A 12,255-nucleotide genomic window follows, 5' to 3' on the forward strand; every position below is an offset into this window, starting at 1 on the left:
CCTCCACCCATCGGCTCCATCGCTCGTAAACTTCCGGCGTGACCCCACCTCGACGCATCGCCTACCAGGGCGAACTCGGCTCCAACTCACACGCGGTGTGCGAACGCGAGTACCCCGATCTGGAGGGCGTGCCGTGTGCGTCGTTCGAGGACGTCTTCGCCGCGGTCGACCCGGGGGACGGGTCGGCGCCCAAGGCCGATCTGGCGATGATCCCGATCGACAACTCGCTGGCCGGGCGGGTCGCCGACATACATCACTTCCTGCCGCGCAGCCGGCTGCACATCGTCGCCGAGCACTTCCACCGGATCCGGTTCTCGCTGATGGGTGTGCCCGGCGCGTCCCTTGATCAACTGCGTACGGTGCACAGTCACGTGCACGCGCTGGGGCAGTGCCGCAACGTCATACGTGAGCTCGGGCTGGAGCCGGTGATCTCCGGCGACACGGCCGGTGCCGCACGGGAGGTCGCCGAGGCGGCCGACCCGACGATGGGTGCGATCAGCCCGCCACTGGCGGCCGGGATCTACGGCCTGGAGGTGCTGCGCGAGGACATCGAGGACGAGGACCACAACACGACGCGGTTCGTGGTGCTCTCGCGGGACTTCGTCGTCCCGCCCGTCGGCAGCGGGCCGATGGTGACGAGTTTCATCTTCAACGTGCGCAACATTCCGGCTGCGCTCTACAAGGCGCTCGGCGGGTTCGCGACCAACGGCATCAACATGACCAAGCTGGAGTCGTACATGGTCGGTGGCCGGTTCGCCGCGACGCAGTTCCTCAGCGAGGTCGACGGGCATCCGGAGGATCCGGGCCTGAAGCTCGCCCTCGACGAACTGCGCTTCTTCACCACGGACGTGAAGATCCTCGGTGTCTACCCGGCCTCACCCGACCGGCACTGAGGACCGGAGATCCCTGAGGAGCCCGCGAGCTGGTGCCCTGAGGAGCCCGTGAGGGACGAGCGGGCGTCTCGAAGGGGTACGAGCGAGAGCGTGCCCTGAGGAGTTCGTGAGGCACGAGCGAACGTTTCGAAGGGTCTCGAAGGGTCTCGAGGTCCCGTCCCTGGCGTGGTCGCGTCAGGCTGCGACGGTGTGGTGGCTGCCCATGCGGCCGGGTGTCAGGTTCCAGTGCACGCCGTCGGGACGGACCAGCGCGGTGTAGCCCTGCCGGTGGACGATCTGGTGATGTCTGCCGCAGAGCAGTGTGGAGTTGATGAGGGATGTTGGTCCGCCTGCCCACCAGGGGTTGATGTGGTGGACTTCGCAGAATCCGGGTGGTCGGTCACATCCGGGGAAGGAACACCCTTGGTCGCGCAGGATTGCTCCGGCGCGGATTGCTTTGGTGGCTAAGCGTTCTCGTCTGCCGACGTCGAGGGGTTGACTGGGTCCGCCGAGGACGACCGGGATGAGGTCTGCGGTGCAGGCGAGGCGGCGCGCGGCTCCGGCGTCGATGACGTTACCGTCGGTGGTGGTGGCGCCGTGACCCGACACGAGTTCCTGTAAGCCCATGGTGAGCAGGACGGTGGCTGCGCCGGCTTGGACGCCGTCACCGGCAGCGACTCGTGCGCCGGCGCCGATGAGGTCCATGAGGGCGTCGACGCGGCGTTTGCCGGGGGAGCGTTCATCCCGGACCGGATCACCGGGACCGGCTGATGCCGAGTGGTCAGCATCGTCAGCGGGTTTGGCGGGTCGCGGTGCGGACTTGGCGGTGATGGCTTCTTTGAGGATGGCCGCGTTGACCGGGGCCAGCTCGGCCACCAAGCGTGTCATCCCGGTGGGTGTGGTGCCCCAGGTGAGGGATTCGGCCTGTTCGAGTTTCTCGTCGTCCGCGGACAGCCGGTCGGGGTTGAACCGGTCGATGATCCGCCGGGTCAACTGGGTCAACCCTGCCGCACCGAGCGCCGGGTCGACCTGCAGGAACCAGCCCAGGACCTCGTCCCGGTCAGCGGTGGGTATGACGGGCGCGACCTTGTCGGCTTGGGTGAGCGCGGTTTTGGCGGAGTCGACCGAGCAGGACCCCTCCCGCAACGCTGTCGCGATCACCTGGTTCTTCCGCTCCCGGCACGCATCCGCGACAGACGCCATGACTCGCACGGACCTCGGTTCGACCGGCACATCGCCAGCCACGTGGTTCAGCAGCCACTGACTGGTGTTCGCGGCATCGGATTCGGCGACCGCACCGCGGTCGACGGCATCCGCTGTTGCCACCGTGGCGACCTGTGCGGACCGCCCGTGCAACCGCAGCAGCACCGACACCAGCCGGTCCTCGTCGGCGCAACCCAACTGGTGGATGACATCCGGGACCTCGTCCAACGCCTCGACGACTGCCTCCAAGAGGGCAAGCACTTCCGGGCCACGACCCGGTGCGGCGGGGGCGTCATACATCGCAGACTGGGTGATGCTCATGACGTGAATCCCCTTCCCCCGCTTGCTTTTTCATCTCTCAACATTCTACTGGACCGCACTGACAACGACTAGTCATTTATCGAACAAAGTTCGGGTAATTGTTCGGTGATGAGCATCCGTTGATGTTCAGAAGCCGCCATGTTCGGGGCGCAACGAGAGAGGGTCGGTGTTTGGGGCTGTGGATCGACGCTCGTACGCGGCACGGCGAAGAGTCGTCCTAACCGTCGGGGTCCTTGGTGTCGCCCTGCTCTTGAGTGCGTTAAGGGCAACCGTCGGTATGTCGCGCGCGGTGCGGAAGGTCGCCGACGCCGATCAGCGAGCAACGTTTCAGGCGCCGACATCGTGTTGCCGATCGTCGTGATCCTCGCGTACTCAACCCCGTTCTTCCTGGCTCCCGTCGTTCGGCCGTAGGCACGCAGGCGGGCTGGTCGATCGTGGGTGCGAGCCATAAAAGCTGACTGCCGCGTGGATGGTTGGGGCCCGCGGGATTTCGCTCTCTTCACGATGATTGCCGCCGGCGGCGTCCAGGAATGGTGGCATGCTGCAGGTATGAGCAGGACGATTCGCAAGCGCTGGCAGTTCGACCACGCAAGCGGCGAACTGCGCTTGGTCGCCGGTCGCGAGCAGACCTGTCGCCCCGGCTGTCGTGTCTGCGGCAAGGACCGAAAACGCGCGCAGCGCCGCAGAATTCGTCACGGAGAGCGCGCGTCGGTCCGGCTCGACGCGTAGTCGCCCATGCCCGATCGTCGTGCCTCGTAGCGGGGGCGACGACTCAGGCCGGCTTGGTCCACACGACGTAATTGTTCAGGTGATGCCCGTCGACCATCGGTGACGCGATGTCGCAGGTGACCAGCGTGACGACGGGTGTCGGGCTGCTGCCCCAGACGCGCTGGTCGGTGGTCAGCTTGGTCTTCAAGACCGATTCCTTGTGGGTGACCGTCAGCCGAACAACCTTGTCGTTGCTACAGGTCACGGTCACCCCCGCGCCGACCGGCACGTTGCGCAGGTTGTAGAAGTTGTCGGGTCCGTCATACGTGACGTGCCCGGCGATCACCGAGATGCCGTTCTGCCCCGGCTGGGTGGAGCGGTCGTACCACATCGTGGTGTGCGCGGGCGGGTAGATCTGCCCCTGCGAGTTGGTCCCCATCGGCACCACCCGCTCGTTGCCGATGCCCACCGAGGTGACCGTCAGGCTCTTCGGAATGCATGCAGCACCAGCGGGATTCGCGACCGTGACGGGCTTGCTGTTGCCGGTCGGCTTCGGCAACACGTCCGTCGACCGGGAGTGGTGCGCCGACGGCGGGTGTTTGCTCGTGGCTCTCGTGGAGTGCCGCGTGGCGGGTGTCGACGACCCCGTGGGCGGGAGTGCCGTCGTGGCGACCGCGTTGTGTGATCCGTCCGTGCCGCCGTCGTCGCTGAGGCCGTGGATCAACACGCCGGCGCCGACGACCGCAACGGCGACACCCGCGACGATCGCGACCGTGCCCTTCGTGCGCTGTCGGCTCGTGTGTTTGCCCACCGGACCTCCTCGTCATACCCCCGCGGCCGCCGCGGCCGCCCTCCGATTATGTCTGCCGCTTCTGTATGCCGTGCCCCGAGCCCGCCGAGCGCGTCACGTATCGGTCCGCAGGAACACCCTTGACACATCGGTTTACAAATTGCATCATTTTGTAAACCTCGAGTGTGATCGGAGTCACAACATGGCCGTGCTTGATGCATCCGGAACGGTGCCCGACGGGTCGACGCAGGCGTGGCGCGACAAGAAGCGCTACCTCTGGCTGATCGGCCTCGTCATACCGTCGGCGTTCGCGTTCGTCTACGTGGCGTATTCGCTGACGGCCTGGTCCGTGTTCCTGTGGGTCGGTCCGATCCTCATCCTCGGCATCGTCCCTGCGATCGACCTGCTGGCCGGCCTGGACCGCAGCAACCCGCCGGACGACGTCATCGAGGCGCTGGAGAACGACAAGTACTACCGGTGGATCGTCTACATGTATCTCCCGCTGCAGTACGCCGGACTCTTCGCGATCATGGCGATCATCGGCGGCGTCAACCCGGTCGGCTGGGTGCTGCAACACACCGCCGGCTACGACTGGGCGTTGGCCAATCTGCCGCACCGGTTGATCGAGCCGTGGAACCTGACCGTCATCGACAAGATCGCCGGGGCGATCTCGATCGGTTGCGTCGGCGGCATCGGGATCAACACCGCGCACGAGCTCGGCCACAAGAAGGAGAGCCACGAACGCTGGCTGTCGAAAATCGCTCTCGCGCAAAGCTTTTACGGTCACTTCTACATCGAGCACAACCGCGGCCACCACGTTCGTGTCGCCACACCGGAGGACCCGGCGAGCAGTCGCGTCGGTGAGAACTTCTACGAGTTCTGGCCGCGCACCGTCCTCGGTTCGCTGAAGAGCGCCTGGCGGTTGGAGAAGCGCCGCTACTCACGACGCGACAAGCACCCGTTCCGGATCGGCAACGACGTCCTCAACGCCTGGTTGATGTCGGCGGTCCTTTGGGGCGTGATCGTCGCGCTCTTCGGCTGGGAAGTGTTGCCCTACCTCGTGATTCAGGCAATCGTCGGATTCTCGCTGCTCGAGGTCGTCAACTACATGGAGCACTACGGGATGCGTCGTCAGAAGGTCGGCGTCCCCGGCAAGGTCCGCTACGAGCGGGTCAACCCCAGCCACAGCTGGAACTCCAACAACATCGCCACGAACGTGCTCCTCTACCACCTGCAGCGGCACAGCGACCATCACGCGAACCCCACACGTCGCTACCAGGCGCTGCGTGACTACAAGGAATCCCCTGTGCTGCCAACGGGATACGCCGGCATGATCGTCCTGGCCGCCGTCCCTGCCGTATGGCGCCGGGTGATGGACCCGCGGGTGCTCGCGCACTTCGACGGCGACATCTCGCAGGCCAACATCTCGCCGCGCAAGCGCGAGAAGATCCTCGCCCGGTACGGCGCCGCCCCCGACACCGCACCCGTGGAGGCGATCGTCGGCGGTGACACCACCGCGCACGACCAGTCCGGCGGGCACGGCGGCCGGTGCCCCGGCTGTGGCTACACCTATGACGAGCGCACCGGCGCACCGCGCGAGGGCTTCCCCGCGGGCACGCCGTGGGACCAGATCCCGGACACCTGGTGCTGCCCGGACTGCGGGGTCCGCGAGAAGCTCGACTTCATCCCCGTCGGCGCCCAGGAGGTGGCCTGATGCGGATCGTGGCGGACATCGACCAGTGCGAGGGACTCGGGATGTGCGAGGCCATGGCGCCGGACATCTTCGAGGTGGGCCCGGAGGGCCACGTCGTCATACATGACGCGTCGCCCGACGAGTCGCGTCGGCAGGACCTGCAGGCCGCGGTCGACTCCTGCCCGGTGCTCGCGCTGACCCTGCAGAGCTGAGGTGAGCGTGCGGCGTCTGGTCGTCGTCGGTGCCTCCCTGGCCGGACTGCGTGCCGTCGAGGCCGCTCGCCGGGCGGGGTTCACCGGCTCGATCACCCTCATCGGTGCCGAGCACAGCGCGCCGTACGACCGGCCCCCGCTGTCCAAGGCCCTCCTGTTTGGCGCGAGCCCGGCGGAGGTCGCGCCGTTCCACACCGTGGAGCAGTTGCGCTCCGAGCTCGGGGTCGAGCTGCGCCTCGGAGTCGCGGCGACCGGGCTCGACCTCGGGCAGCGGCAGGTCCACCTCGGCGCGGCTCGGGTCACCTACGACGGCCTGATCGTCGCCACCGGTGCCACGGCCACCAGCTGGCCGATGGGCGCCGGCGTCCCCGGCATCCACCCGCTGCGCACCGCCGACGACGCGCTCGCCATCCGGGCGGCGCTCGACAACGGCGCGCGGGTCGCTGTCCTCGGTGCCGGCTTCATCGGCTCCGAGGTGGCGTCGGCTGCTCGCGCGCGCGACCTGCCGGTGACCGTCATCGAGGCCGCGCCCCAGCCGTTGACACGCTCGGTCGGCACTGCCGTCGCCGGCGTGCTGACCGCTCTGCATCGTTCGGCCGGCGTCGACCTACGGGTCGGCACCCAGGTCACCGAGGTGCATCGAAATGCTTCGGGTGTCACGGGATTGAGCCTCAGCGACGGCAGCATGGTGCCGGCCGAGCTCGTCGTTCTCGGCATCGGCGCCCGACCGGCCACCGGCTGGTTGCGCGACAGTGGCCTGGCCCTGCACGCGGACGGGGGTGTCCTCGTCGACGCGACGCTGGCGACCAGCGCACCCAGTGTGTATGCCGCAGGAGATGTCGCCCACGCACCGCTGTCCGTCTTCGACGACGACGTGCTGCGGCTGGAGCACTGGACCAGCGCGGCCGAGCAGGGCGCGGCCGCCGCGCGGCACCTGCTCGACCCGGACTCCGCACAACCGTTGCGGACCGTCCCCTACTTCTGGTCCGACTGGCACGGCCACCGGCTGCAGTTCGTCGGGGTGCCGGCCGCGGACGAGGTGCGCGTCATACGAGAGCAACCGGAACGCTTCCTGGCGCTCTACCGGCGCCGCGACCGGGTGGTCGGCGCGTTCACCATCAACGGGCAGCGCGAGATCATGCGCTACCGCCGCCACATCGCCGGACGCGCGCCGTTCGAGGACGCGCTGGCCGAAGCCGCCGCCGGCTGATCCGGCCGGCGGTCGCGGGAGCCCGGGCGGACGATCCGGACGGATGCTTAGACTCGCGGTCGTGAGCACGGCATCGGGAGCGGGGGAGGATCTGCGCGCGCGCCTGCTCCGGGTCGCGGCCGGGCTGACGATCGCCGAGGGGTGGTCGAAGGTCACCATGGCCCGGCTCGCGGACGAAGCCGGAGTGTCCCGGCAGTCGGTCTACAACACCTTCGGCAACAAGCCGGCACTCGCCCAGGCGCTGGTCATGGGCGAGCTCACGGTCTTCCTCGGCAAGGTCGTCGATGCCTTCGAGCGCAGCGGTGACGACCCGATCGTGGCGATTCACGACGCGGCGCTCGCGGTGCTGCTGCTCGGCCGCGAGAACCCCCTGTTGCGGGCCGTGATCGCCGGGTCGCACGGTGCCAACTCCGAGCTCCTGCCGCTGCTGACCACCGACGGTGCACAGCTGCTGGACACCGCGAAGCAGGTGATCACCGCGGGCGTGCTGCGGTTCCGGCTGCCGCTGGACCAGCAGCAGCTCGCGGTCGGCGTCGACGTGATCGTGCGCACCGTGCTCAGCCACATCATCCAGCCCAGCGGAACGCCCGAGGAGACGGCGTCCGGCATCGCGTGGATCGCGGGTGCCGTGCTGCGCTCCGAGCAGTGACCCCGGATCGGCCCGGCGTTCGCACTCCTCAGCGGTATGCCGCAGCCCGCGCCAGACCTCGCATCCCACTGCGCATCATCGCCGCGTGGTTGGCGATGAGCACCGGCCGGGCGAGCGGGTTGGCCGCGAGTCGGCCGGCCAGGCCCGGCATACCGAGACGAACCTCCTGCGTGTAGTCCAGGATCGTCCGGTCGGCACCGTCAGCACGCAGCGCGAATTGCGACCAGCCGACCAGGTCACCGGCCAATGTCGCTCGTAACACTCCGGATTCGGCGTCGACGAGCTCCGTCGCCAGCTCGATGCGCAGGGTGAGCGGTAGGAAGCTGCGGATCTCGGCGCGGCCGTGGACGTCGTCATACGGCGTCACCGAACGGATCTGCGGCCACCAGCTCGGCCAGCGTTCCGCGTCCTCCAGCACCGCGAAGACCGCGTCCCGAGGTGCGGCCACCGGGTGGCTGCTGGCGAAGCGGAAGAGCCGACTCACCTCGGCAGGCGCACCGTGAGCGCGCCGCGTGCGGCGGCGAAGCGGATCGTGCTCGCCATACCGATGACGTCGCCGTCCACCTCGACCCGCTGTGGCGTGCCGACGTCGACGGTCAGCTCCGCGACCTGCGCGCGGGTGAATTGTTCGGAGTCCTTGTGCGACCGGGTGAGCACCTTGCCGACGACGGGCAACCAGCGCAGCCCGCCGCCCTTGATGACCACGACGTCGAGCAGGCCGTCGTCGACGACGGCGTCCGGCATCAGCCGCATGCCGCCCTGCAACATCCCGCAGTTGCCGGCGAGGACCGCCGTGATGTCGCGCTCGAACACGGGCCGGCCGGGCACGTGGATCCGGGCCGGGACCAGCTCGTGGGACAGCTGGCGCAGGCCGGACACGAGGTATGCCGTCCAGCCCAGCCGCGACTTCAGTTTCTCCGTCGTCTCGGCCATGATGTCGGCGTCGCGTCCGACCCCACCCATCACCAATCCGATGTGTTCGGAGTCGAATTCGCTGGTGCCACGCGAATCCAACGAGATGCGGATCGCATCGACCGACGTGTCGGTGCCGGACAGTCCGATGCGCAACGCGTCGGCATACCTGTTGATCGGCAACCGGAGTTGCCGGGCGAAGAGGTTGCCGGTGCCACCGGCCAGTACGACCAGTGGTGTGCCGGTGCCCAGCAGCGCGGATGCGACGCACCGCATGGTGCCGTCACCGCCGAGCGCGACCACGAGATCGACACCGTGAGCCAACGCCTCGGCGGCCTGGCCGGCGCCGGGATCCTCCCGCGTGGTCTCCCACCAGAGCGGGGCGGCCCAGCCGTATCCCTGGAACACTGCGGTCAGTTCGTGCTTCAGGCGCGGCAGGTTCTTGACCTTCGTCGGGTTGACGACAACAGCGGCTCGTTGCACCGACGCCACCTTTCGCTACTCACGGGTCCAGAATCTGGGGCTCAAAATGAACAACGATCTTGGGTGCGTTGGCACAGCGGCAGCCTGCTGACGCCATTGCCGACGCAGAACAAACCTCGTTGGACACTGCGGCAGACGTTATCGGGTTGCACTCGTCAGTGGTGCGCCGCGTAGCCTTGCCTGTCGTGATCGACATCAAGCTAGTGCGCGACAACCCCGACCTCGTGCGTGCGAGCCAGCGTGCCCGCGGCGCCGACGAGAGCCTGGTCGACCAGGTCCTCGCAGCCGACGAGAAGCGACGCTCCTTCATCACCGAGTTCGAGAGCCTGCGCTCGCAGCAGAAGACCGTCAGCAAGGCGGTCGGTGCCGCCATGGGCAAGCTGAACGCCGCGCGCAAGGCCGGCTCGGCGGATGTCGACGTACTGGCCAAGGAGGCCGAGGACGCCCGTGCCCGGGCGACCGAGCTGTCCGCCGAGGTGAAGCAGCGCGAGGCCGCTGCCGACCAGGAGGACAAGGAGTTCACCACGCTGCTGCGTGCGCTGGACAACATCGTCATCGACGGTGTGCCCGCCGGCGGCGAGGACGACTTCGAGACGCTCGAAACCGTCGGCACTCCGCGCGAGTTCGACTTCGAGCCGCTGGACCACCTGGCGCTGGGTGAGAAGCTCGGCGCGATCGACATGGAGCGCGGCGCGAAGGTCAGCGGTTCGCGGTTCTACTTCCTCAAGGGTGCCGGCGCGCGCCTCTCGAACGCGCTGATGGCCTACGCCCAGAGCGTCGCTGCCGACGAGGGCTTCACCCAACTCGTCGTCCCGACGCTGGTCAGCCCGGCGACGATGGGCGGCACCGGCTACCTGGACGCGCACGAGGACGTCTACCACCTGGAGTCGGCCGACCTCTACCTCACCGGCACCAGCGAGGTGGCCATTGCCGGCTACCACACCGACGAGATCATCGACCTCAGCAACGGGCCGCTGCGCTACACCGCGACGTCGACCTGCTACCGCCGCGAGGCCGGTTCCTACGGCAAGGACACCCGCGGCATCTTCCGGGTGCACCAGTTCACCAAGACCGAGATGTTCGTGCTGTGCGATCCGGAGCAGGCCGTCCAGGAGCACCAGAATCTGCTGCGCATCGAGCGCCGGCTGCTGGACGACCTCGAGCTGCCCTACCGGGTCATCGACGTCGCCGCCGGTGACCTCGGTGGTTCTGCCGCGCGCAAGTACGACTGCGAGGCCTGGGTGCCGACGCAGGGCAAGTACCGCGAGCTGACCTCGACGTCGAACTGCACGACCTACCAGGCCCGCCGGCTGAACATCCGCCGTCGCGTCGAGGGCGGCAAGACCGAGTTCGTCGCGACGCTGAACGGCACGATGCTCACCGACACCCGGCCGATCGTGGCGCTGCTGGAGAACCACCAGCAGGCCGACGGATCGGTCCGCGTGCCCGCCGCGCTGCAGCCGTTCGTCGGCACGGACGTCATCCGCCCGGCCTGACCGCGGCACACGAGCCGCCGCACCAGCCTGCCGAATGACGGCTTCTTCGCCGAGTGACGGTCCAATAAGGCCGTCACTCGGCGAGAGAGCCGTCATTCGCGACGGTCAGTCGCGCAGCGAATACGTGAGTATGGCGTTGCCGTTGGACGTGATCTGCGAGTCGACCAGCCGCAGCCGGGTGAGGGGCACCGACTCGTCGAAGAGCCGGGCACCGTCCGGGGTCACCACCGGATGGGTCGTGAGCGTCAACGCGTCCACGACGCCGGCGATGAAGAGCGAGCGAATCGTCTTGATACCGCCACCGATCGAGATGTCGCCCTCGGCGCCGTTGTCGCGCAACGCCCGCACGTAGGCGACCGGGTCACCGTCGATGAGCGTGCTGTTCCAGGGCAGCTCGCCCGACAGCGTCGAGGAGACGACGTGCTTGCGCAGCGGGTTGATGAAGCTGCCGAACGGGTCGTCGTTGCCCGGCCAGTACTGCGACCACTCCTCCCAGAGCCCGCGGCCGAGCACCATGTCGGTGACCGGGGCGATCGCCTTGCCCATGGCCTCGCCCTCCTCGTCCCCGAACGAGTCGAACTGGAACAGGTTCGGCGCCTCGACGACGCCGTTCAGTGAGTGGAACAGATGCGCGGTGACCTTGCGGCTCATGGAGAACTCCTGAATAGGTGGTGTGTTGCCGAAGGGTTGGACGACGCGGCCCTCAGGAACTGAGCGGTCCGCGCGGAGGAAGTTCTCCCGGGAGTCCGAAATCGGCGAAGACCTCCGCACCCATGAAGTGCGTGATGGCCGTGATCTCGCCCGCCGCGATCTCGAGCACATGTATGGCGAAGGCGCCGAAGCTGCCGTCATCGCGTGGATGGAAGACTGCGACGGCAGCACATCCGTTCGCCGTCGTCGGTATGACGCGGGACCCGCGACAGATCGCACCCGGCCCCGACCACCACTCTTTTATGGCGGAACGGCCACGCAGCCACAACTCGAACGGCGGCATACTGAAAACGGCCTCGGCAGAGAGCAATTCGACGAGTTCGTCGACGTCATACCGCTCGAACGCCGACACGTAGGACTCGGCCACCCGCACATCGCCCTCGGTACGGATCGGCGCAGCCGACTCGCGGCCACCGATGCTCCGACGAGCCCGGGTGAGGGCTGAATTCACAGACGGCACAGTGGTGTTCAGCAGCTCGGCGCACTCCGCCGCCGACCACGACAGCGTCTCGCGCAGGATGAAGACGACGCGTTGCAACGGCGGCAGCGTCTGCAGGGTCGCGATGAAGGCCAGTCGCAGTGAGTCGCGCAGCTCCGCGGCCTGCAGCGGATCGTCCGGTGACTCCACCTGCTGCCCCGGCAGCGGTCCGATCCATGACTCAGCCGGCAGCGTCGGCAGGTTCGCGCCGCTGCCCGGCACCTCCCCGGGCGCGCTCAGATCCATCGGCAGCGCACGCCGCGACGGCGCCTTGCGCATGTCCAGACAGGCGTTCGTGGCGATCGAGTAGAGCCAGGTCCGCAAGGACGCCTCGGCACGGAACCGGTCGCGGTGCTGCCAGGCGCGGAGCACGGTCTCCTGCACGGCGTCCTCCGCGTCGGCATACGTGCCGAAGAAGCGGTAGCAGTAGGCGATCAGCTCCTGCCGGTAGCCGTCCACCTCCTCGGCGGTGATGGTGGCGACGGTCGACATGGAGCGAGCCTACAAACGATCTCCG

Annotated in this window: 13 protein-coding genes; 7 read left to right on the top strand and 6 right to left on the bottom strand. The window is 68.0% G+C overall.

The genetic code is table 11. The features are described 5' to 3' along the window. Nucleotides 1-38 precede the first annotated feature (38 nt). A complete protein-coding gene (locus tag ACZ50J_RS01385) occupies nt 39-893 on the top strand; it encodes a prephenate dehydratase (protein WP_464299499.1) in 855 nt (284 codons plus the stop codon). Nucleotides 894-1,067: 174 nt separating this feature from the next. Here ACZ50J_RS01385 and ACZ50J_RS01390 read toward each other — a convergent pair whose 3' ends face one another. After that, nucleotides 1,068-2,396, bottom strand: a complete 1,329-nt coding sequence (locus ACZ50J_RS01390) for an HNH endonuclease signature motif containing protein (protein ID WP_464299500.1) — start codon at nt 2,394-2,396, stop codon at nt 1,068-1,070. A 549-nt stretch (nt 2,397-2,945) separates the two neighbouring features. Between ACZ50J_RS01390 and ACZ50J_RS01395 the strand changes: the two genes are divergently transcribed. Continuing rightward, the gene (locus ACZ50J_RS01395) at nt 2,946-3,125 is read left to right on the top strand and encodes a hypothetical protein (RefSeq protein ID WP_464299501.1); all 180 of its coding nucleotides are present in this window, start codon (nt 2,946-2,948) and stop codon (nt 3,123-3,125) included. Between the two features lie 43 nt (nt 3,126-3,168). On the opposite strand, the gene ACZ50J_RS01400 is transcribed toward ACZ50J_RS01395, so the two are convergent. Then, nucleotides 3,169-3,915: a class F sortase gene (locus ACZ50J_RS01400; RefSeq protein ID WP_464299502.1), complete on the bottom strand. Its 747-nt coding sequence runs from the start codon at nt 3,913-3,915 to the stop codon at nt 3,169-3,171. Nucleotides 3,916-4,096: 181 nt separating this feature from the next. On the opposite strand from ACZ50J_RS01400, the gene ACZ50J_RS01405 reads away from it, so the two are divergent. From ACZ50J_RS01405 to ACZ50J_RS01420, 4 genes are all read left to right on the top strand, one after another. Then, nucleotides 4,097-5,608 (top strand): fatty acid desaturase, encoded by a 1,512-nt coding sequence (locus ACZ50J_RS01405; protein WP_464299503.1) that lies wholly within the window; start codon nt 4,097-4,099, stop codon nt 5,606-5,608. Continuing rightward, the gene (locus ACZ50J_RS01410; protein WP_464299504.1) at nt 5,608-5,799 is read left to right on the top strand and encodes a ferredoxin; all 192 of its coding nucleotides are present in this window, start codon (nt 5,608-5,610) and stop codon (nt 5,797-5,799) included. Before ACZ50J_RS01405 ends, ACZ50J_RS01410 begins: the two co-directional genes overlap by 1 nt. A gap of 7 nt (nt 5,800-5,806) precedes the next feature. After that, nucleotides 5,807-7,009: an NAD(P)/FAD-dependent oxidoreductase gene (locus tag ACZ50J_RS01415; protein ID WP_464299505.1), complete on the top strand. Its 1,203-nt coding sequence runs from the start codon at nt 5,807-5,809 to the stop codon at nt 7,007-7,009. Nucleotides 7,010-7,070: 61 nt separating this feature from the next. Continuing rightward, nucleotides 7,071-7,658, top strand: coding sequence for a TetR/AcrR family transcriptional regulator (locus tag ACZ50J_RS01420; RefSeq protein ID WP_464299506.1), 588 nt, complete (start codon nt 7,071-7,073; stop codon nt 7,656-7,658). A gap of 28 nt (nt 7,659-7,686) precedes the next feature. Here ACZ50J_RS01420 and ACZ50J_RS01425 read toward each other — a convergent pair whose 3' ends face one another. Beyond that, nucleotides 7,687-8,142, bottom strand: a complete 456-nt coding sequence (locus ACZ50J_RS01425; RefSeq protein ID WP_464299507.1) for an SRPBCC family protein — start codon at nt 8,140-8,142, stop codon at nt 7,687-7,689. Then, nucleotides 8,139-9,053, bottom strand: a complete 915-nt coding sequence (locus ACZ50J_RS01430) for a diacylglycerol/lipid kinase family protein (RefSeq protein ID WP_464299508.1) — start codon at nt 9,051-9,053, stop codon at nt 8,139-8,141. The genes ACZ50J_RS01425 and ACZ50J_RS01430 overlap by 4 nt, the downstream gene beginning before the upstream one ends. Before the next feature lie 185 nt (nt 9,054-9,238). Between ACZ50J_RS01430 and serS the strand changes: the two genes are divergently transcribed. Further along, complete coding sequence (gene serS / locus ACZ50J_RS01435; RefSeq protein WP_464299509.1) at nt 9,239-10,549, top strand: serine--tRNA ligase; 1,311 nt, start codon at nt 9,239-9,241, stop codon at nt 10,547-10,549. 105 nt (nt 10,550-10,654) lie between these two features. Here the strand turns inward: serS and ACZ50J_RS01440 are convergent, their stop codons facing one another. Both ACZ50J_RS01440 and ACZ50J_RS01445 read right to left on the bottom strand, forming a co-directional pair. After that, on the bottom strand, nt 10,655-11,200 hold the full coding sequence (locus ACZ50J_RS01440; RefSeq protein ID WP_464299510.1) for a dihydrofolate reductase family protein: 546 nt from the start codon (nt 11,198-11,200) through the stop codon (nt 10,655-10,657). A 52-nt stretch (nt 11,201-11,252) separates the two neighbouring features. Further along, the gene (locus ACZ50J_RS01445) at nt 11,253-12,230 is read right to left on the bottom strand and encodes an RNA polymerase subunit sigma-70 (protein WP_464299511.1); all 978 of its coding nucleotides are present in this window, start codon (nt 12,228-12,230) and stop codon (nt 11,253-11,255) included. Nucleotides 12,231-12,255: the final 25 nt, after the last annotated feature.

The sequence above is a fragment of the Flexivirga sp. G2 genome, assembly GCF_055397625.1.

What these genes read in the sequence shown, in the direction of transcription:
- ACZ50J_RS01390 (WP_464299500.1), bottom strand. Translation starts at nt 2,396, where the DNA reads ATGAGCATCACCCAGTCTGCGATGTATGACGCCCCCGCCGCACCGGGT.
- ACZ50J_RS01395 (WP_464299501.1), top strand. Translation starts at nt 2,946, where the DNA reads ATGAGCAGGACGATTCGCAAGCGCTGGCAGTTCGACCACGCAAGCGGC.
- ACZ50J_RS01405 (WP_464299503.1), top strand. Translation starts at nt 4,097, where the DNA reads ATGGCCGTGCTTGATGCATCCGGAACGGTGCCCGACGGGTCGACGCAG.
- ACZ50J_RS01410 (WP_464299504.1), top strand. Translation starts at nt 5,608, where the DNA reads ATGCGGATCGTGGCGGACATCGACCAGTGCGAGGGACTCGGGATGTGC.
- ACZ50J_RS01440 (WP_464299510.1), bottom strand. Translation starts at nt 11,200, where the DNA reads ATGAGCCGCAAGGTCACCGCGCATCTGTTCCACTCACTGAACGGCGTC.
- ACZ50J_RS01445 (WP_464299511.1), bottom strand. Translation starts at nt 12,230, where the DNA reads ATGTCGACCGTCGCCACCATCACCGCCGAGGAGGTGGACGGCTACCGG.